Raw genomic sequence first — 19,720 nt, 5'->3', positions numbered from 1 at the left:
TGCTGGTGCGGGGGGATGTAGGCGGGTGGTGGTGGTTCGTGCCGGGGGTGCGCGGTGGTGACCATCCGGGTGGCGTGCGCGGCGGGTGTGGCGGCCGGTTCGGGGGCGGGCCGGGTGACCGGGTGCCGGGCGCTGGTGTGTTCGGCCGATTCCTGCGGTGCCGGCACCCGGTAGGGCGGCAGGTTCAGCCGGTCGGCGATGGCGCGGAGTTCGGCGACCATTTCGGTGGCGTCGGCGAACCGGTGCGCGGGTTCGCGGGCGGTGGCCCGCGCCACCAGCCGGTCGAACTCCGGCGGTACCCCGGCGATGAGGTCGCTGGGGGCGGGTACGTCGTTCTCCACCCGCTGGTAGGCCACCGACAGCGAGTTGTCGCCGGTGAACGGCACCTGGCCGGTGAGCAGTTCGAAGATCAGGATGCCGAACGCGTACACATCGCTGCGGGCGTCGGCGCTGCCGGAGGTCACCTGTTCGGGCGAGAGGTAGGCCGCGGTGCCGAGGATAACGCTGGCGGAGGTGGTGTTGGCGGCGGCGACCGCGCGGACCAGGCCGAAATCGGCGATCTTGACCTCACCGGCGTCGGAGATCAGGACGTTCTCCGGTTTGACGTCCCGGTGCACCAGTCCGGCCGCGTGCGCGACCCCGATGGCCTCGAGGACGGGCTCGGCGACCGCGCGCACCGCGTGCGGCGGCATCGGGCCACGTTCGCGCAGCAGTTCGCGCAGGGTGCCGCCCTGGACGAGCTCCATCACCAGGAACGGGTACTCGCCGTCCACGCCCTGGTCGTATACCTCGACCAGCGACGGATGCTTCAGGCCGGCGACGGCGCGGGCCTCGAATTCGAATCGGGTCAGGAATTGCGGGTCCCCGGCGAACTTGGGGTCCATCACCTTGATGGCGACCTGGCGTCCCAGCCGGGAATCCAGGCCGCGGAACACCATCGACATCCCACCCCGGGCGATCGGCGCGTCGATCCGGTAGCGCCTGTCCAGAACGGCGCCGATCAATTGTCCTCCGGCTGTCACGAACCCTCTCCACCTTCGTACCGTGTCCGACACGGCGCCGCCCCGCGCGGCCCCACCGATGGTATCGGCCGAACCGGTGCGGGTGTCTCACCGCGGGCGGACGGACAAGGTCTACCGTTGTCTATCGTGAGTAGCTTTCCTTGCAGCGCCGATGTCCTGCCCGCCTCGGTACCGCTGCTCTCGCTGCCCGATGTGGCGAAAAATCTCGGTGTCGTCGTGACCCGGGTCCATCAGATGCTGCGCGACAACCAGCTGCTCGCGCTGCGCCGCGACGGCGTGGTCTGGGTCCCGGAGATCTTTTTCGACGATACGGGTGCGGTGGTGAAGATGCTGCCGGGCCTGATCACGGTGATGCGGGACGCCAAGTACACCGACGAGGAGATCCTGGAGTGGATCTTCACCGACGACGACTCCCTGCCCGGTAAACCGGTGGAGGCGTTGCACGGGCCGCTGGCCCGGGAGGTGGTGCGCCGCGCGGCCGCGGAACCCTTCTGACCCTGCCGGCGCGGCTACCGGGCCAGTACGGCACCGGCGGCCAGCCGCAGCCGCCGGTGGTTCGGCACGACCACCCGTCCCGCGAAAACGGCGTACTCGTCCTCTTCGATGCGTTCGAGGATGGCTCCGTAGAGGCTCGCGGCCGCGCGGATGGCAGGCCGGACGCGTGGTGTGAGTAGATCGATACCCGGCACCGCGGTGCGGTAGAGATCCCGGTTCACCGCCACCAGATGCGCCAGCGCCCGGCGCACCGGCCGCTCGGTATGTCCCGTGGCGCGGCACTGCCTGAGCAGTTCCTCGTCGACCCCGAACGCGGCGAGCGCGTCGCCGGGCAGGTAGATCCGGTCCCGGTCGAGGTCCTCGCCGATATCGCGCAGGAAGTTGGTGAGCTGGAAGGCGTTGCCGAGCGCGGCCGCGGCGGGTTCGGCGTCGGCGCGTGGGCAGACGGTGCCCAGGACCGGCAGCAACTGCAGGCCGATGGCCGCCGCCGAACCGCGCATGTACTCGTGCAGTGCCGCCATCGTCGGGTAGCGGTTGCGGAACAGCGGTGACTCCGGGACATCCATCCGCATGGAGTCCAGGAAGGTGGTGAAATGCCGCTGCTCGATATCGAAGTGCCGGACCGTATCGGTGAGGGCGAGGAAGACGGTGTCGAATTCCGGGGGTGACCCGGCCGGGTCGGATGCGGCCCGGGTGGGGGACCAGATCGCCGTCAGCCGGTGTTCGACGCTGTCGAGCGCCTCGATCGTCGCGCCCGGATCCCGGTCGTCCGGGTTGTCGACGATATCGTCCACCGTGCGCGCGAAGGCGTAAAGGGCGTGTACGGCGGGTCGGCGGTCGGCGGACAACAGCCGGGTGGCCAGGTAATAGCTGCGGCCGTGCCGGGCGGCCACGTGCCGGCACCGGCGGTAGGCCTGCTGGACCCGGTCCGTTGCGGCGGGCGCCGAATCGGGAAGCCGGCTCGGTCGCGGCGGGCGGTCCGCCGCGCTGTCACTCTCGTGGCGGCCGCTCACAGCCCGTGGGTGACGGTCGGCGTGGTGACCGGGCGGGGTGTGCCGCGCAGGCGCAGCGGATCGACCGTGCGCAGCGACAGCGCGGCGACCACCGAGGCGAAGGTCGCGGCCGCGACATGCCAGAAGTTGTACAGCCCGATCGAACCGTCGGGCTGGAAGACCAGCATCAGCCAGGTGCAGATACCGACCAGGGTCATGAGCGTCGTGGTCGACAGCGCGAAGCCCGCGGCGAGGGCCAGCGGCCAGGAGTAGTACCAGGGCAGCGCCGCCGGAGACAGGATGACGATCGCGACGAAGGCGATCAGGATGCCCAGCACGGCGTCGCGTTCGGAGAGTTTGAACCGCCACCAGGTCCACACCAGTAGCACCACCAGGGCCACCATGCACAGCATGCGGGTCACCTCGAGGACCGAGTCCTGGCCGAACGGGGTGATCCAGGTGATGGCGTGGGCCATCACCGTGGGCAGCGACAGCCAGTTGATGATCTTGCGCGAACCCGACAGCGCCGTCAGCCAGCCGATCCCCACCCCGGCGATGGCCGAGGCCGCGACGAAGACCACGGCGAAAACCGCCAGTCCCAGCGAGGCGATCTTGGCGAACATCTTCCAGTGGTGCGCCAGGAACTCGCGGCTGCTGGTGGACAGGGCGGCCGGCTGGCCGTCGGCGGCCCGGCGCTCGCGTTCGTGCAGCATCCAGATCCACACCAGGAAGGGCAGCGCCACCCCGGCGGTCGCCTTGATCGCGACCCCGATCGCCACCACCACGATCCCCGCCACATGGTGGCGTTCCAGGACCAGCGCGATACCCGCGCACATCAGGCCCACCATCAGCATCTCGTTGTGTACGCCGCCGATCAGGTGGACCAGCACCAGCGGGTTCAGCACCGCCAGCCACAACGCGACGGTGGGCTTGCCGCCCAGGTGTTTGGTCAGGTACGGCACCGCCCACATCATCAACGCCAGCCCGGGCAGCATCACGAACCGCATCGCGATGGTGCCCGCCACCACACTGTCACCGGTGACGGTGGTGATCGCGCGGCCCATCAGCAGGAACGCCGGACCGTAGGGGGCGGTGGTGGTGGTCCAGACGGTGGAGACGTTGTCCAGCAGCACACCGGGATTGGCCACCGGGCCCACCTGGTACGGGTCGAACCCGTCCCGCAGCAGCGCGCCCTGTGCGAGGTAGGAGTAGGCGTCGCGGCTGAACATCGGGACCGCGAACATCAGCGGCGCGATCCAGATACCGACGATGGCCCGCAGTTCGTTGAGCCGGACCTCGCCGGTGTGGCCACCGAAACCCAGGGTGATGCGGCCCAGGCGTACCCAGGCCGCGATCATCATCAGTACCCCGGCCCAGACGCAGATCATCGAGAGCGCGTATCCGTGCCCGAACCGCAGCCAGGACAGATGCACTGCCTCGAGCAGTGGATCGCGTTTGCGTACCCCGCCCGCGCCGAAACCGCCGAACGTGATCATGAGCGCGCCGATGAATCCGAGCAGCGCCGCATGTCCTTCCGGGCTGCGCAGGAAATCACCGCAGAAGCGCAACCACCCCCACATACCGGGGGCGAACCCCGCCCGCCCGGTCGCCCGTAGTGGCCGGTGAACGGTGGTGGTGTCGCCGGGATCGGCGATCTGGACCGGGGTGGCTGTGGTGTGCATATGGGGGGCTGGCATCAGGTGTCGGTCCCCCCGGATGGTCGGCGGTCGCAACCGCAGGCGAATAGGTCGGCGCTCAGTTTACGGCTTCCCTCGGATGAGACGACCGGACGGTGGCGGGGCCGCGCGTCCGGACGATGCGATTCTCGCCCACAATGCGCTGGGCCGCGAGTTTTCCCGACAGCAGCACGGTCGGTACCCCGACCCCGGGCGTGGTGCCGCAACCTGCCAGGACCACGTTCTCGCTGCCCCGTGCCAGATTCCGGGTGCGGAACGGCCCGGTCTGGCGGAAGAGATGGGCGGCGGAGAACGGGGTGCCGGCCAGCATCCCCTGATCGCGCCACCGTGCGGGCGTGTCGAGGTGGTCCACCCGGAACCCGGCGGCGATACCCCGGTAGCCGCGGTCCTCGAGCACGCCCAGCAGCTCACGCAGATAGACCGGCCCGAGCCGATCCCATTCCAGCGGAGCGGAATCCAGGTTCGGGCAGGGGGCGAGCAGGGAGAAGGGTTCGTAGCGGACCCTGTCGCGGACGATATGCAATCCGGGATCGCTCAGGGCGGGACGGGTGAGCAGCAGCGACGGATCGCTCATCAGGCGCCCGCCCCGGCGCGGGGTGATCTCGGCGAAGGTCCGCGCCCACGCGGCGCCGAAGTCGATCGTGTGATGGGCCTGCACCGGCCACGCCGTGGCGATATCGGCCGGTACGGTCCCGTGCGCGACGAGCGCCGACGGGGACGCGCGCAGACCTCGTGGCACCGCGACGCCGAACCGGCGCAGTGATCCGAGATCCGCGGTGAGGACCACCGCGTCGCAGTCGATACCGCGCCCGTCCGCCAGCCGTACCCGCCGGGCCCGTTTCCGGCCCCGGCCGGTGTGGTCGTATTCGAGACCGGTCACCTCGGCGCCGAGTTCCAGCGCTCCGCCCGCCGCGGTGAAGGCCCCGGCGAGGGTTTCGGCGACCGCGCGCATCCCGCCCTCCGGGAAGGACACCCCCAGCCCGGTGTCCATATGCGGGATCGCGCCGTAGACCCCGAGGGCGTCGGCGGGCGCCATCCCGGCGTACAGCGCCTGAAAGGTGAACAGCCGTGCCAGCCGCGGATCGCGCAGCGTCCGGTCCACCCGCCGGCCCAACCGGCCGAAGCCGCCCAGCCGGACCAGGTCGAACAGGGCGGCGCGTTTCTCCGGGTAGCGCAGCAGATCCAGCGGTGAATCGAAGTTGGTGTCCAGGAACTCGTCGTATTCGGCCCGGTAGATCCGGGCGAGCCAGTTCCGGAGCCGCCGGTATCGCGCGGCCTCCGCCGGACCGCAGACCCGGTCGATCTCGGCGCTCATCTCTTCCGGGTCGGAGAACACCCGCAGTTGCGAATCGTCGGCGAACCGCGCGTGATAGGCGGGGGCCAGCGGCCGGATCCGCAGCGGCGGAACGGCGGTCGCGGTATCGAGGCCCACGGCGGCCAGCGCCTCGTCGACCAGCCCGGGGAGGGTGAGCACGGTCGCCCCGGAATCGATGTCGTAGTCGTCGAAGCGGTACCGGCCCACCCGGCCGCCGACGTGGTCGGCGCGTTCGATCAGGGTCACCGAGCAGCCGGCGCCGGTCAGGTACAGCGCCGCCGACAGTCCCGACAGCCCGGCCCCGACCACCGCGACGTGTTCCACCGGCCCCGGTACCGACCTGAGCGACCGGCCCTTCGCCTCCTGCCGACCACTCACGCCGTACGCCGAGTCGCGGCCAGCGCCATCGCGCGCAGCCGCTCCTTGGCCTCCGGGGTGGCGGAGCTGGTGTCGATGGCGCGCAGGCCCTGTTCGGTGAGGGTCGCGATCCGGGTCTCCACGGCGTCCACCGCGCCGAGACCGGTGAGCAGCGCCCGCAGTTCGGCCACCTGCGGCTCCGACAGTTCGGTGCCGATCTCGGCGCGCAGCCGGTCGCCGGCGGCCGGGTCGGTCGCGGCCGCCCGGGCCAGCGCCTCGGCGACCAGGACGGTGCGCTTACCCTCACGCAGATCGTCGCCGGAGGGTTTGCCGGTGACGGCCGGATCGCCGAAGACGCCGAGCAGATCGTCGCGGAGCTGGAAGGCGATCCCGATATCGGTGCCGTAGGTGCGATAGGCGGCGATCAGGCCGGGGTCGGCGTCGGCCAGCGCCGCACCCAGGTGCAGCGGGCGTTCCACGGTGTAGGCGGCGGTCTTGTACCGGTTGATCCGCAGGGCCGCGGCCACCGATTCGTCGCCGCTGGCCTCACCGTGCACGTCCAGCAGCTGCCCGCCCAGAACCTCGGTGCGCATCCGGGCCCAGACCGGGGCGAAGCGGGCCAGCGCCGCGGGCGGCAGACCGGACCCGTGCACCATATCGTCGGCCCAGGCCAGCGCCAGATCGCCGAGCAGGATGGCCACCGATTCGCCGTAGTGGGCGGGATCACCGGTCCAGCCGCGGTCGCGATGGCGTTGTTCGAAGTCCACGTGCACGGTGGGGAAACGCCGCCGGGTGCGCGAGCAATCGATGATGTCGTCGTGGATCAGCGCGCACGCCTGTACCAGTTCCAGCGCGGAGCAGGCGGTCAGCACCGATTCGGCCCGTGGGCCCGCCGGATCGCCGCCCGCGCCCAGCCAGCCCATCCACGCGAAACCGGGCCGGGTGCGTTTACCGCCGCGCAGCACGAACGATTCGAGCGCCTCGGCCGCATCGGTGAACACCGGCCCGAGTTCGGCGACCGGCTCGGTGCGGGTGGCGAAGAAGGCGGTCAGCGCCTGTTCCACGGCCGTCGCGAAGTCGGCGGTCCCGGGGATCGCGGTGGTGGGACCCGACCGGGTCGGAGTACCGGTTCCGGCGGACAGGGTGACCTCCCAGTTCGTTGGCTACGCGCGGGCTCCGGTGGTGGGAGTCCCGGCCGGGGGTGCCGCGATCGATGGCGGCCCGCGTCCGCCCGCCGCGGTGGCGGGGCATGATCGCAGAATACGCGCGCGGGCGCGCGGGGCCGGACCGGGGCGCGACCGGTGGGGAGCGGCCCGGGCGGGTGCATACGCCCGCCTTAGACTGTGCCGGTGACTTTCGACAACGCGCGGGGACTACCGACCCCTGGCCGGCCGTCCCCCACGTCACCGGACGTCTCCGCGACGCGTTCGGTCGTGCGGAGCCTGGGCCGGCGTGCCGACGGTGCGGTGCCGTTCTCGGTGGAGTTCTCCCCGCCGCGTGACGAGGCGGGCGAGCAGCGGCTGTGGCGTGCGGTACGCACCTTCGAGCGGATGCACCCGGCGTTCGTGTCCATGACCTACGGCGCGGGCGGCAGCACCCGGGACCGCACGGTGCGGGTCACCGGGCAGCTGGCCCAGGAGACCACGCTGCTGCCGGTCGGTCATCTCACCGCGGTCGGGCACAGCGTCGCCGAGCTGCGCTCCATCGTCGGCGCCTACGCCGATTCCGGTATCAGCAATATCCTCGTGCTCCGGGGTGATCCGCCCGGTGATCCGCTGGGCGAATGGTGCAAGCATCCCGAAGGCGTCGAATACGCCGAGGAATTGGTGCGCATCGTGCGTGATCTCGGCGATTTCCATGTCGGGGTCGCGTCGTTCCCGCAGGGACATCACCGGTCACCGGATCTCGATCGCGATACCGACCATCTCGCCGCGAAATTGCGTGCGGGCGCCGAGTATTCCATCACCCAGATGTTCTTCGACGTCGACGACTATCTGCGGCTGCGCGACCGGCTCGTGGCCCGGGATCCGGTGCAGGGTGCCAAACCGATCATCCCGGAGCTGATGCCGATCACCTCGCTGCGCACGGTGGAGCGGGCCGAACAGCTCTGCGGCCGTCCGCTGCCGGACCGGGTGATCGAGCGGCTGCGCCGGGCCGCCGGCACGGGTCCGGAGGAAGACCGCGCCGCCGTCCGCGCGGCGGGTATCGAGATCGCGACCGAGATGGGTGAGCGCCTCATCGCCGAGGGCGCGCCGTGCCTGCATTTCATCACCCTGAACTTCGCCAAGGCCACCGGTGAGGTACTGGCCAACCTGGGATACGGGGTGACGGCGGCGCCGGTGAGCGCCTGATCCGGCCGGGCCGGATATCCGATCCGGCTACGCCGAGACCTGCGCGCCGGGCGCGGTGAAGACCTGCACCGTGGTGCGGCCGTCCCGGCGTGCGATCTCGATCGCCCGGTCGTCGTAGCGCACGATGACGCCCGGCGCGTTGTCGACCGGGTCGAGGATCTCGATACCGGCGATCCGTTCGCCCGCGTGATCGAGGCGGTCACCCGGTTTGGCGGCGATGAACACCCGGTCGCCGACTACCCACCAGGTCCCCGGGATCTCCGGCAGCCGCTCCGGGGCGTCGCCCAGCACATGGCGGGCGATGCGATGGTCCGCGCTGTGCGGATCGCTCAGCCAGACCGTGCACCGATCGTGCCACTGCGTCCAGGTGGTGGTATCGGCACTCGGGTAGCCGGTGACGGTGACGGTCATGGGTACAGCCTCCTCGCAGCCCGGGCCGGAAGAACTGTCCCTGCCGATCGGTCCGGGCGGATTCATCATCCGTTCCGCCGCCGGGCGGGCACAAGGCCGAGAATCAGCGTGAGTCCAGCTCTTGGAGGGGGCTCAGGGGACGTCCCTTCCAGGTCAGCGCGCCGCGCCGCCGATCTCGATGTGAGCAGGCCCACAGCAGGAGATACGCACCGACCGAGAGCGGATGGGCCGCGGCCACCGGCAGATCCGCGGCCGCGGGCGCGCGGCCGGTCTCCAGGCCGCGGGCCAGTACCCGGCCCAGGACCGCGGCCGCGTAACCGAGCAGGCCGTAGCGCCGGATCCGGCCGCGGCCCAGCACCGCGGCCAGCGGGGGCAGCCAGTAGGCCCAGGCCGCGGCGCCCGCCACGACGAGACCGCCGGAAACCGTTCCGCCGTAGGCGGACCAGAGCCAGCGGCGATACCCGGACGCCAGTTCGCCCGCGCCGCGGTACATCCGGGTCGCGGCGAGTCCGCCCGCCGCCGCGACGGCCGTGCGATACCCGGCCCGCCGCAGCACCCGCGCGATTTCGAGGTCCTCGGTGAGCGCGGCGGCGACCGGGGCGTGCCCGCCGATGGCGCGATAGCCGGCCGTATCGAAGACCAGGAACTGACCGCAGGCCACCGCCGTCGACGGGCGGGCACCGCGATCGGTCACCGTGACCGGCAGAGTCGAGGCCCACGACCAGCACAGCAGCGGCTGAACCAGTTGTTCGGCGAGGGTCTCCGCGCGCTGTCGCGGCCATGCCGACAGCAGCGTCAGCCGCTGCGCGCGCAACCGGGTGACGGCCGCCGCCAGGGCAGTGGGGGCGAGTCGGACATCGGCGTCGAGGAAGACGAGGACCTCCGGTGCGCGACCGATATCCGGTCCGGCCGCGTGCTCGGCGAGTATCCGGCAGGCCGCCGCCTTACCGGTCCAGCCCGGCGGGGGCGCGCCGGTCGTGACGAGAACCGTGCCGCGCGGGTCACCGGCGAGCGCGCGGCGCGCGGCCGCGGCGGTGCCGTCGCGGGAGTCGTCGTCGAGTATCAGTATCCGCAGGTCCGGGATACCGGTCTGCGCCCGGAGGTCTCCGATCAGCCCGGGCAGGCGGGCGGCCTCGTCGCGGGCGGGTACGCATACCGTCACCGCCTCGGTGACCGGCGGCGGGTTCGGATCCAGCCGCGGCACGGTCGCCCGGTTCCGGGCGGCGAGCGCGGCGCCCGCCACGGCGAGGGCCGTTCCCACGCCCACCACCCGGCCGCAGCGGTCGCGCGTGACCCTCACTGGTTGTTCTTGACCCCGTCCCACCAGCGGCGCAGTGAGAACCCGGCGGGTGCGCCCGGTGCCGCGGGGTTGCGGTCGAGGTAGGCCAGCGCTATGACGACGGCCGCGATGGCCAGGGTCAGCCCGCCCACGATCCCCGCCCAGCCGGCGAAGGAGCGGGTGTTGGGGTCGGCATAGCCGACCTCGGCCCGCACCGTGCTCACCTCACCGGCGGGCAGTTTCCACGAGACCACGGAATCGCCCTCGCGGGTGCCGTTGGTCTTGGCGACACGGGACGGGAACGCCACGCTCAGCTGCACATCGGAACCGTGCGGGGCCAGCGTCTCGAGGTCGATGCGGCCGTTGAGGCTCACCAGATCGCCGTTGCGCTGGAACTTCAGCTGGAACAGGCCCTGGGCCTGCTCGGAGAGCTGGGACAGCTGTTCGACCTCGCCGAAGTTCAGGTCGTCGAAATAGATCTCGTTGCCCACATAGCCGTCCTGGTTGTACGGCTCGATACGCACCTTCGTGGCCAGCGCTTCTGGGGCGGTGAACTGCGGGCCCTTGTCCTCGGAGTTCTCCGGTACGACCGCGGCCACGATCCGCCCCGATACCCGGTCGTTGGACGACACCCCCATCGACGCCTGGACGCGCAGGCAGCCGGCGAGCGCGGGCACCAGCAACGCGGCCAGGACGAGGGCGGCGCTCACCCGCGTCCGGAGGCGGCGGGCGCGCGGAGCAGGGACCGGGGAGCCGGGTTCTTCGGTGACGGGACTCGTTGGCACGGATGACATGGTGCCAGGCCCGAACTCACCCACGCCATACGACGGGCCCGGTCGCGGCGCGGTCGTGACCCGGCACCGGCCCGCGACCGTGCCGCACCAGCGTCACCAGCAGCGGAACGCCGAGGATTCCGAGTACGACGGTGCCGTAGCAGGCCGAATACGGCAGGCCGAGAAAGGCCGCGTGGGCCAGTGCGGAACCGAGCCAGGTCCACAGGAACATCAGTACCGGGACGGTGATCCGGCCCGACGGCGGCGCGGTGCGGTCCCAGAACGTCAGGGCCGCCGCCATCACGATGGCCACCAGGAACCAGCCGAGATAGTTGGTCCACGGGATCGCCGCCAGACCCGGCAGCCCGGCACCGGCGCGGTGCCAGTGCCAGTGGCCGTCGGCCACCATCTGCGGGTCCAGGAACAGATCCCAGCCGACGGCGCCGGTAGCGGTCGCGATGATCCGCGGCCCGGCGCGCCGGCACAGCAGACCCGCGACCACCCAGATCGGATACAGTCCGCCGGTCCAGGCCAGCGGTACCACCAGCGGAACCTCGAACAGGGCCGGACCCAGGCGCCCGGCCGCGTAGTCGTAGGCGCCGAACGGTATCCCGGTGGCGGTGCCCACGGCTTCGGCCGCGAACCCGATCCCGGAGACGATCACGACGAACCCGAGTCCGTAGCGCACACCCCGGGTGAGCGCCGCGTGCAGCAGCGCCGTCCCCGCCGAAAGGAGCACCACGGCCACGGTGACCGCGTCCCGTGCCCCGGCCGTGGTGAGTGGATAGGCGATCTGGGTCCCGATCAGCGCCACCAGACACCCCGCGGACACCAGCCCGTACCGGGCGTCGGCACGGCGGCCGGAGTACTCCTTGGTCACCGGCGTATCCACCGCCGGATTCGCCGCTGATCCCGTATCACCAGGCGCGCCGCGGTACGGCCGCTCGCGCCCGAGACCCCGCCCCCGGGATGGGTGGAGGCGCCCGTCAGATACAGACCCGGTGCGCCGGGCACCCGGTGACCCGCCAGTTCCGGCAGCGGCCGCCACAGCATCATCTGATCGAGACTCATCTCGATATGCATGACGTTGCCGCCGAGCAGTCCCAGCTCCGATTCCAGATCCGCCGGTGTCTGCACATGACGCCGCAGCACCGAGCCCGCCGCGCCCGGTGCGTAGCGATCGAGTTCGGCCACGATGCGATCGGCCTCGGTTTCCGCGTGAACGGGCCAGCCGGTGCCGTCGGCGAGGCGGTAGGGATGCCACTGCGACCACAGCGAGAGCTGATGCTGCCCGGCGGGGGAGATGGTCGGATCCAGGGCACTGAAACTCATGGCCAGCACGACCGGCCGCGGTGGCAGCCGGCCGCCGAGGGCGTGACCGTGGGCCACCCGGAGCTGGTCGCGGTGGCCCACCAGCAGCTGCAGTCCGGTCGCGGAGTGCTCGGGTGCCGCCCCGGGATAACTCGGAAGCGCGTCGGTCGCGGCCCGCACCACCATGCCGATGCCGGGGCCCACCCGGATCCGCCGCCGCCAGTCGGCGAGCGGTGCCGGATCGAAACCTCCCGCGCGCAACAGTTCCAGCGTGGTGAGGATATGCGTGCCCGCGACCACCGTCGCGGCGTCGTGGACCCGGCCCGCGTCGGTGCGTACCCGCCAGCCGTCGATCCGGCGGGTGAGGGCGCGGGCGCCGTCGCCGGCGAGGATCTCGCCGCCGTCGGCGCGCAGCCGCGCGACGAGCGCCTCGGTGAGCGCCCCGCTGCCGCCCACCGCCCGGCCCGGCGGCAGCGTATGCATCAGCGCCGCGAACCCCACCATCGGCGCGGTTCCCGGCTCCGACATGGGCGGCCCCGACTGGGCGCCGAACCAGGCCAGGGCGGCCTTGAGTCGTTCGTCGTCGAACCAGGTGTCCAGCAGGGCGTCACCCGTTTGCAGGAACTCCCGGGACAGGGCACTGCCGCCGTCCCGGGCGTCCAGGCCCCAGAACGAGCGCAGTAACCGGCCCGGGACCGGCGCGCCGCCGAAGGACCGCATCACCCGCCTTGCCCGCGGCTCCCACACCTCGGCGAACCGCCGGTAGGCCGCCGCGTCGCGATCACCGCAGGCGGCCGCGATGGAGGCGCAGGTGCGGTCGAGATCACGGTGGAACACGATCGGCGCCGCGCCGGTATCGGGACAGGCGGGCACGAACGCCCACGGATCGCATTCCAGGTAGCGCAGCCCGTAGCGGTGCAGCGCCAGCTCCTCGACGATCCCGGTATGCCGGATCATCAGGTGCGCCGAGGACCCGCGGTCCACCCGATGGCCCGGGAAGCGTTCCACGGTCGATACCGCGCCGCCGAGGACAGTATCGCGTTCCAGGACCCGCACCCGATGGCCCGCACGGGCGAGATAACAGGCGGCGACCAGGGCGTTGTGCCCGGATCCGATGATCAGCACGCTCATGACAGCGGCAACGACCGGCCCAGGATGCCGAAACGCCGGTGGTCACCGGCGAAGACGAAATCACGCAGGACGTCCTGGAAACCCAGCCGGCGGTAGAGCCGCCAGGCCCGGTTGTCCTCGGCGTAGACCTCGGGAGTCGACAGCAGCACCGACTGTTCGGGCCGGTCGCGCAGCAGCTGCCGCAGCAGGATCGCGCCGATACCCCGGCCCTGCGCACTGGGATGCACATGTAGTTCGGTGAGTTCGAAGTAGTCGCCCAGCAACCGCTGGGTGGCGGGCTCGGCCCAGCCCGCCCGCCGCATCCCCGCGTGCACCTGCTGCTGCCACCACTGATGCGGACCGCCCCGGTAGCCGTAGGCGATCGCGACGATGGGGGAGCGGCGCAGGTCGAACTCGCCGTTGTCCTCGGGGACCACCGCGGCGACGGCCTGCCAGCCCGCGCGATGGGTGTGCTCGGTCCACATCGGGGCGCGATGGTGCTCGGTGCCGCGGGGGTAGTCCATGGCGGCGACGTACACGGCGAGCGCGTCGTGCAACCTGGCGCGCAGCGCGGCGACCGAGAGGTCGACGACGACCGGGGCGGGGAGATGGTTGGACTTGACGGCGGTCATTTCGGTTTCGAAGGGCTCTTTCCCTGTCGGCGGGCCGGAGCTGCGGCTTTCGGGTCCGCGAACATGTCGGTGGTCGTCTCTATATTCAAGCTCGAGCCAAACGTTCGAAAACCTGTTCGGCCCCCAACGGTGCACGCTCAGCCTGCCATACCGGCAGACCACCGCGGGGTGCGACGGGCGAGATACGGAGGGACGGCTATGTCGGATCGGAATGCGCACCCGGGTCATGCCGGGCGGGCGGGGATGCTGCTGCGGCGCGCCGACGGGCTACTCATGGAAGCGGCCGGCGAGAGCGATCCCGGGGAGAGGTTCCGCGTCGCCTATCTGGCCGCGCTGCGCGGCGCGGGCGCCGTGCTGGCGCTGACGGGAGCCGACGCCGCACCCCGGGCACGATCGCGTAACGCCTGGGTGATGCTGCAGCGCGCGGCACCCGAATTCGTGATGTGGGCCGACTACTTCAGTGGTCATTCCGCCACCCGGGCGGCGCTGGAAGCGGGTCTGCCCCGTGACATCGACGAGACCTGGGCCGACGAATTCTCTTCCCGAGTCGGCGCGTTTCTGCACGATGTGGAGGACCTGATCGCGCCCGCCGCCCGGCTGCGTGCCGCGGGAGACGAGAACGGCACGCCGTGATTTTCGCCGCGCCGACCGGCCCGGCCAGCGGATTTCCGCCCGGTCGGACTCGATCCGGGGACGAAGTTGGGTCGGCTGCACCCATATGGTGGTACGGCCCTGGGCGAACTCGTATCATTGGTGACAGATAGCCGCCAAGGGGTTATCTGTCGCCTACCCGGAGGCGACAGCCACGTCCTAGTGCCGGGGGAGGTACCGTGCCACTCTCCGAGCACGAGCAGCGCATGCTCGAACAGATCGAGAGCGCTCTCTACGCTGAGGATCCGAAGTTCGCGTCGTCCGTCCGCGGTGGACGTTTCCGTACGACCTCGAGTCGTCGCAGACTCCAGGCGGCGGCCCTGTTCGTCATCGGTCTGGTTCTGCTGATCGCCGGTATCGCGCTACCGGTGCGTCCCGGCGGATTCCCGATCATCAGTCTGGTCGGATTCATCGTGATGTTCGGTGCGGGAGTGCTGCTCCTGCTCGGCGGTGCGAAGTCCGGATCGGCGGGCCCGGGTGGGTCCGCGAACGAAGCGGCGGGGGCGGGCCCGGCGGAGCGCGGTGCCGGGCGTAACCGGCAACGCCGTTCCGGTGGGTTCACCGAACGTATGGAAGACCGCTTCCGCCGAAGGTTCGAACAGGAATAGCCGCCCCGGCGGCCGAACCTCGGTAACAGCCACAGCGGTGCCGCACCGGAAATCCGGTGCGGCACCGCTGTTCGCGCATGTCCGAGCCCGTTCGAGGACGGCCCGGTGCGCTTCACGCGGCGGGTCGCGGACCGCTTCCGCGCCGCCTTCTCCCACCCTTCCCCACCGGGTTCCCCCACACCGCCCCACCGGGCTCGCCAATAGGGCTTGAACAGGGGGTTTGCTGGAAGTTGACGGGCGCGGCCGCTGGTCGAGCCCGTGGACGCGCGCGGGGAGGCAGGAAGCGGGAAAAGTTCCCCACGCCGGTGATAGCTGGAATGACCTGCGAAATCGGTCGGCCGGGGAGGCACATCACCCCGTGTTTCGATTGAAAGTGGGGGAAAGTGGGGTAATGTGGAGCGCGCACTACAGGAGAGGCCGTAAGGCGCTCGGCCGGCGTTGCCGGCGAACACCAGTCGAGGTGGTCCGGTAGGAGGTATCGGGTTGTTTCTCGGTACTTACACACCTCGTCTGGACGACAAGGGGCGACTCACGTTGCCCGCGAAGTTTCGAGATGATCTGGCGGGAGGGTTGATGGTCACGAAAGGACAAGACCACAGCCTTGCCGTCTACCCGAAGGACGAATTCAGCGCGCTCGCCCGGCGAGCGGCGTCGGCATCGCGGAGTAATCCGCAGGCGCGGGCGTTCATCCGGGCGCTGGCGGCGGGAACGGATGAACAGCATCTGGACTCGCAGGGCCGGATCGTTCTGTCGGCCGAGCATCGTCGGTACGCCAATCTCAGTCGCGACTGTACGGTCATCGGTTCGGTCGACTTCCTGGAAATTTGGGACAAGCAGGCGTGGGAGACCTACCTCGCCGAGCACGAGGAGGACTACGCGCAAGCGAGAGACGAGGCATTGGGCGGAATCTTCTAGCCCGCGCGAGTGCCACGCGGCCTCTGCCCGGACGGACCCTGGCGTACTTCCCCGACGCCAGGTGCCGCTTCGGTCAGAGACCCCGCGGCATTCGTGACAGTCGCCGATTTCCTTTGTGTCGCAGGCACAGTCACTGTGCCGGGCCGGGAAGGGCGACGACTCGAAATCTCACGCAGCAAACTATCGGCCGCTTCGGCGTGATGTTCGCGTCGAAGCCGCGGTGTGATGCGACCGGAATCCGGTCATTTCCCAGCGAGGCACGAATCCGGGAGGTCAGGTGAACCGTGAGCAGCACGGCACGCGACACGTCCCTGTTCTGCTCACCCGCGCGGCCGAATTGCTCGATCCCGTCCTCGGCGAGCCGGATGCGGTGTACCTGGACGCGACGCTCGGGCTCGGCGGTCACGCCGAATACTTCCTGCGCACCCATCCGCGATTACGCCTGGTAGGGCTCGATCGCGACACCCGCGCGCTCGCCCACGCCGCCGAGCGGCTGCACGCCTACGCGGACCGGGTGACCACCGTGCACACCCGCTACGACGGGATAGCGGACGCGCTGGCCGAAGCGGGACTGCCGGCCACCGGCTCGGTGAGCGGAATCCTGATGGATCTGGGTGTCTCGTCCATGCAGTTGGACGAGGCCGACCGCGGTTTCGCCTATTCGGTGGACGCGCCGCTGGATATGCGAATGGACCCCACCACCGGTCCCACCGCCGCCGATGTCCTCAACACCTACGGCCGGGGCGAACTGGCCCGGGTGCTCAAGACCTACGGCGAGGAACGTTTCGCGAACAAGATCGCCGGTGAGATCGTGCGGCGCCGCGAGCGGCAGCCGTTCCGGACCAGCGCCGAACTCGTGGCACTGCTCTACGACACCATCCCCGCCGCGGCCCGCCGCACCGGAGGGCATCCGGCCAAGCGCACCTTCCAGGCGCTACGGGTGGAGGTGAACGGCGAACTGGATTCATTGCGTGCCGCGCTACCCGCCGCCCTGGACGCGCTGCGGCCCGGCGGGCGGATCGTCGTCATGTCCTACCAATCGCTCGAGGACCGGGTCGTCAAACACGAACTGGCCGAGCGTGCCCGATCCCGCACACCGGTGGATCTACCGGTCGAGCTACCCGGGATGGGGCCGGAATTCCGGATCCTCACCCGCGGAGCCGAACAGGCGGGCCCCGCCGAGATCGAGGAGAACCCGCGATCGGCTCCGGTCCGGATGCGGGCCGCCGAGAAGATCGTGGGGGAAGCGGGATGAACCGGTGTACCGGGGCCTGCGGACCGACCGGATCGATCGCCTGCACAGTGGCGAATTCGGTTGTCTCCCTTGCCTGGTTCCGGTACCACATGGCGTATGCGATACGTGGATATCGCATCGGTGCCCGAAGCGTCGCTGCACGAGGGACGCGGCGCCCGGGCACGGACCACAGGAACGGCCTTCGCGGCGATCCGCCGCGGGCCATCACACCGATACGGGGGTGTCAGGTATGAGCGTGGCTACACGTACCGAGACCGGGCGACGGCCGGCCCGGCGCGTACACGACGCGGAGCGGGTGAAATCGGGTGCGGCGCAACGCGCGTACGCCCGGCGCCGGCAACGCGCGGCGGTACCACCCACGGCGGCCGCGCCCGCCGGTTCGGAACTGACGGGGCGGGTGCCCTTCGTCACCGCGATTCTGGCCATGTTCGGCTGTGGTCTCGCCCTCACCCTGGTCCTGACCACCCGTGCCGCCGAGGACAGTTACCAGCTCAGTGACGCACGCGAGGCCAACCGGGTGCTCTCCGACGAGCGCGCCGCCCTGGAGCGCGAGGTGGCCGCCGCCGATTCGGCACCCGAACTGGCCACCCGGGCCCGGGAACTCGGCATGATCCCGGCGGTGGATCCCGCGCGGCTGGTGGTCGGTCCCGACGGGACCATCACTGTGATCGGTGAACCTGCCCCGGCGCAGGGCGCGCCGGCGCCGCCGCTCAACCCGCCGCCCCGCAACGCCCCGCACAACGGTGGAGATCCGGGTGAACGAGTGGTGCCCGTACCGGAACTGCCACACGCGGGCGCTCCCGCCGCCACCGTGCCGGGCGCGGTGCTCGCCGCGCCGGGTACCGGACCGGCGTCGGTGACCCCGGAATCGGTTCCCACGCCGGGCGGCCCGGCCGGGGCCCTGCCCGACGGCACGCCGCCCGCCGGGGACCCCGCGGCGGCGCCCGCTCCGCAGGCGGCGGTACCGGGCGAGCAGATACCGCCCGCCGCGGCCCCGGCACCCGGTCCGGAGGCCGGTGTGGCCGACGGCGACAACCCCGGCGGGGCGGTCGTGCCCACGCCCACTCCCGAACCGGCGCCGCCGGTCCAGGATCCGGCCGCGCCGGCGGGCGAGGGGATGCGATGAGCCGCAGCGGGCCGGGACAGGGGCGCGGCGCGCCGCGATCCCGGACCGCGGCGAACCGGACGCCCGCCCCGGACCGGTCGCCGGGCACCCGGCGCCCCGGCGGGCCCCGGCGGCGGCCGGGAAAGGACGGACCGGTCCGGATCCGGCTGGGTACCGGCCGGGTGATCATGCTCGTGGCGTTGACCGTGGTGGCCCTGCAGCTGCTCTGGGTCCAGACGATTTCCGCGCCGTCGCTGTCCGCGCAGGCGGCGGGTCAGCGCACCACCTATCAGGATCTGCCCGCCGCACGCGGCACGATCACCGATCGGCACGGCAAGGCGCTGGCGCTCACGCTGATCGCCCAGGCCCTGAGTTTCCAGCCCGTTCGGGTACGCCAGGATCTCGCCGACGCGAAAGCGAAGGACGAATCCGCACCCGACCCGGAGGAGCGGCTGAAGGAGATAGCCGGCACCATCCACCGGGTCCTCGGTCCGGACGGGCCGAAGGAATCCGAACTGCTGGACAAACTGCGCAGCGACGAGACTTTCGTCTATCTCGCCCGCAATGTCGACCCGCGTAAGGCCGACGAGATCACCGCCGAATTCCCCGAGATCGGCTCGGAACGTCAGGACCTGCGCGAATACCCCGGCGGCTCGCTGGCCGCGAATATCGTCGGTGCCACCGGCTGGGACGGTCACGGCCGGGTCGGGCTGGAGGGCTCCCTGGATTCGGCGCTGGCCGGCACCGACGGCTCCTACACCTACGATCGTGGCTCCGACGGCGCGGTGATTCCCGGCAGCTGGCGTGACCGCCAGCCCGCCGTGGACGGTAACGACGTCGAGCTCACCCTGGACTCGGATCTGCAGTACTACGTGCAGCAGCAGGTCCAGCAGGCCAAGGACCGCTCCGGTGCGCGCTCGGCCTCCGCGGTGGTGCTGGACGCGCGGACCGGCCAGGTGCTGGCCATGGCCAACGACAACACCTTCAATCCCGCGCTGGGCCCGCAGCACTGGGATCCGGCCGGACTGGACAATCCGTCGGTGACCCAGCCCTTCGAACCGGGTTCGGTCAACAAGATCGTGACCGCGGCCGCCGCGCTGGAGAACAAGCTCACCGACCCGGACGAGGTACACCAGGTGCCCGGCCGGATCCATATGTCCGGGGTCACGGTCGGCGACGCCTGGGAACACGGTGTGGTCCCGTATACGACCACCGGGATCTTCGGGAAGTCCTCCAATGTGGGCACCCTCATGCTGGCACAGCGGGTCGGGGAAGACCGGTTCGCCGATATGCTCGCCCGGTTCGGTCTGGGCCGGCGCACCGAGGTGGGCCTTCCGGCGGAGAGTTCCGGCCTGCTGCCCGCCCGCGATCAGTGGTCCGGCGGCACCTTCGCGAACCTGCCCATCGGACAGGGCCTCTCGATGACGACCCTCCAGATGAC

19 protein-coding genes are annotated in these 19,720 nt (G+C 71.0%); 8 read left to right on the top strand and 11 right to left on the bottom strand.

Features of this window, described 5'->3' with window-relative positions; genetic code table 11:
- Positions 1-1,004, bottom strand: a 1,004-nt coding sequence (locus ACWDU1_RS12920; RefSeq protein ID WP_449998212.1) for a protein kinase domain-containing protein, incomplete at its 3' end; no start/stop codon positions are given.
- A 144-nt stretch (positions 1,005-1,148) separates the two neighbouring features.
- Between ACWDU1_RS12920 and ACWDU1_RS12915 the strand changes: the two genes are divergently transcribed.
- A complete protein-coding gene (locus ACWDU1_RS12915; protein ID WP_449998201.1) occupies positions 1,149-1,517 on the top strand; it encodes an Rv2175c family DNA-binding protein in 369 nt (122 codons plus the stop codon).
- 14 nt (positions 1,518-1,531) lie between these two features.
- On the opposite strand, the gene ACWDU1_RS12910 is transcribed toward ACWDU1_RS12915, so the two are convergent.
- The 4 genes from ACWDU1_RS12910 to ACWDU1_RS12895 form a co-directional block, all read right to left on the bottom strand.
- A complete protein-coding gene (locus ACWDU1_RS12910; RefSeq protein WP_449998199.1) occupies positions 1,532-2,410 on the bottom strand; it encodes a phytoene/squalene synthase family protein in 879 nt (292 codons plus the stop codon).
- 116 nt (positions 2,411-2,526) lie between these two features.
- Positions 2,527-4,089: an alpha-(1->6)-mannopyranosyltransferase A gene (locus ACWDU1_RS12905; RefSeq protein ID WP_449998210.1), complete on the bottom strand. Its 1,563-nt coding sequence runs from the start codon at positions 4,087-4,089 to the stop codon at positions 2,527-2,529.
- Positions 4,090-4,264: 175 nt separating this feature from the next.
- Entirely contained in the window at positions 4,265-5,899 is a 1,635-nt protein-coding gene (gene crtI / locus ACWDU1_RS12900; protein ID WP_449998198.1) for a phytoene desaturase family protein, read from the bottom strand.
- Positions 5,896-6,972 (bottom strand): polyprenyl synthetase family protein, encoded by a 1,077-nt coding sequence (locus ACWDU1_RS12895; protein WP_449998208.1) that lies wholly within the window; start codon positions 6,970-6,972, stop codon positions 5,896-5,898. The genes crtI and ACWDU1_RS12895 overlap by 4 nt, the downstream gene beginning before the upstream one ends.
- Positions 6,973-7,311: 339 nt before the next feature.
- Here ACWDU1_RS12895 and ACWDU1_RS12890 point away from each other — a divergent pair, with 339 nt between their 5' ends.
- The gene (locus ACWDU1_RS12890) at positions 7,312-8,229 is read left to right on the top strand and encodes a methylenetetrahydrofolate reductase (protein ID WP_449998207.1); all 918 of its coding nucleotides are present in this window, start codon (positions 7,312-7,314) and stop codon (positions 8,227-8,229) included.
- Between the two features lie 27 nt (positions 8,230-8,256).
- On the opposite strand, the gene ACWDU1_RS12885 is transcribed toward ACWDU1_RS12890, so the two are convergent.
- The 6 genes from ACWDU1_RS12885 to ACWDU1_RS12860 all read right to left on the bottom strand — a co-directional run bounded on the left by ACWDU1_RS12885 (position 8,257) and on the right by ACWDU1_RS12860 (position 13,745).
- Entirely contained in the window at positions 8,257-8,640 is a 384-nt protein-coding gene (locus ACWDU1_RS12885) for a hypothetical protein (protein ID WP_449998196.1), read from the bottom strand.
- A 103-nt stretch (positions 8,641-8,743) separates the two neighbouring features.
- On the bottom strand, positions 8,744-9,940 hold the full coding sequence (locus tag ACWDU1_RS12880) for a glycosyltransferase (RefSeq protein ID WP_449998194.1): 1,197 nt from the start codon (positions 9,938-9,940) through the stop codon (positions 8,744-8,746).
- Positions 9,937-10,713 carry an LppM family (lipo)protein gene (locus ACWDU1_RS12875; protein WP_449998193.1) on the bottom strand — a complete coding sequence of 259 codons (777 nt, stop codon included), beginning with the start codon at positions 10,711-10,713 and terminating at the stop codon, positions 9,937-9,939. The genes ACWDU1_RS12880 and ACWDU1_RS12875 overlap by 4 nt, the downstream gene beginning before the upstream one ends.
- A 16-nt stretch (positions 10,714-10,729) precedes the next feature.
- Positions 10,730-11,527 carry a carotenoid biosynthesis protein gene (locus ACWDU1_RS12870; protein WP_449998205.1) on the bottom strand — a complete coding sequence of 266 codons (798 nt, stop codon included), beginning with the start codon at positions 11,525-11,527 and terminating at the stop codon, positions 10,730-10,732.
- Between the two features lie 41 nt (positions 11,528-11,568).
- The gene (locus ACWDU1_RS12865) at positions 11,569-13,134 is read right to left on the bottom strand and encodes a phytoene desaturase family protein (protein WP_449998191.1); all 1,566 of its coding nucleotides are present in this window, start codon (positions 13,132-13,134) and stop codon (positions 11,569-11,571) included.
- Positions 13,131-13,745 carry a GNAT family N-acetyltransferase gene (locus ACWDU1_RS12860; RefSeq protein ID WP_449998190.1) on the bottom strand — a complete coding sequence of 205 codons (615 nt, stop codon included), beginning with the start codon at positions 13,743-13,745 and terminating at the stop codon, positions 13,131-13,133. Before ACWDU1_RS12860 ends, ACWDU1_RS12865 begins: the two co-directional genes overlap by 4 nt.
- A gap of 243 nt (positions 13,746-13,988) precedes the next feature.
- Here ACWDU1_RS12860 and ACWDU1_RS12855 point away from each other — a divergent pair, with 243 nt between their 5' ends.
- From ACWDU1_RS12855 to ACWDU1_RS12830, 6 genes are all read left to right on the top strand, one after another.
- Positions 13,989-14,378 carry an SAV_6107 family HEPN domain-containing protein gene (locus ACWDU1_RS12855; RefSeq protein WP_449998203.1) on the top strand — a complete coding sequence of 130 codons (390 nt, stop codon included), beginning with the start codon at positions 13,989-13,991 and terminating at the stop codon, positions 14,376-14,378.
- 197 nt (positions 14,379-14,575) lie between these two features.
- Entirely contained in the window at positions 14,576-15,004 is a 429-nt protein-coding gene (locus tag ACWDU1_RS12850; RefSeq protein ID WP_449998189.1) for a DUF3040 domain-containing protein, read from the top strand.
- A gap of 483 nt (positions 15,005-15,487) precedes the next feature.
- Positions 15,488-15,919, top strand: a complete 432-nt coding sequence (gene mraZ, locus ACWDU1_RS12845) for a division/cell wall cluster transcriptional repressor MraZ (RefSeq protein WP_449998187.1) — start codon at positions 15,488-15,490, stop codon at positions 15,917-15,919.
- Positions 15,920-16,196: 277 nt separating this feature from the next.
- Entirely contained in the window at positions 16,197-17,174 is a 978-nt protein-coding gene (gene rsmH, locus ACWDU1_RS12840) for a 16S rRNA (cytosine(1402)-N(4))-methyltransferase RsmH (RefSeq protein ID WP_449998186.1), read from the top strand.
- Between the two features lie 229 nt (positions 17,175-17,403).
- The gene (locus ACWDU1_RS12835; RefSeq protein ID WP_449998184.1) at positions 17,404-18,300 is read left to right on the top strand and encodes an FtsB family cell division protein; all 897 of its coding nucleotides are present in this window, start codon (positions 17,404-17,406) and stop codon (positions 18,298-18,300) included.
- A partial coding sequence (locus ACWDU1_RS12830) for a peptidoglycan D,D-transpeptidase FtsI family protein (RefSeq protein ID WP_449998183.1) occupies positions 18,297-19,720 on the top strand: 1,424 nt, incomplete at its 3' end. The genes ACWDU1_RS12835 and ACWDU1_RS12830, both read left to right, overlap by 4 nt.

It is taken from the genome of Nocardia sp. NPDC003345, from assembly GCF_053589395.1.
The sequence above is the reverse complement of the archived record's forward strand: the minus strand, read 5'-3'. Positions and strand labels throughout refer to the sequence as shown.

Coding starts and splice junctions, on each gene's coding strand:
- ACWDU1_RS12905 (WP_449998210.1), bottom strand. CDS start 4,089: ATGTGGGGGTGGTTGCGCTTCTGCGGTGATTTCCTGCGCAGCCCGGAA.
- ACWDU1_RS12885 (WP_449998196.1), bottom strand. CDS start 8,640: ATGACCGTCACCGTCACCGGCTACCCGAGTGCCGATACCACCACCTGG.
- ACWDU1_RS12875 (WP_449998193.1), bottom strand. CDS start 10,713: ATGTCATCCGTGCCAACGAGTCCCGTCACCGAAGAACCCGGCTCCCCG.
- ACWDU1_RS12865 (WP_449998191.1), bottom strand. CDS start 13,134: ATGAGCGTGCTGATCATCGGATCCGGGCACAACGCCCTGGTCGCCGCC.
- ACWDU1_RS12860 (WP_449998190.1), bottom strand. CDS start 13,745: ATGACCGCCGTCAAGTCCAACCATCTCCCCGCCCCGGTCGTCGTCGAC.
- ACWDU1_RS12855 (WP_449998203.1), top strand. CDS start 13,989: ATGCTGCTGCGGCGCGCCGACGGGCTACTCATGGAAGCGGCCGGCGAG.
- ACWDU1_RS12835 (WP_449998184.1), top strand. CDS start 17,404: ATGAGCGTGGCTACACGTACCGAGACCGGGCGACGGCCGGCCCGGCGC.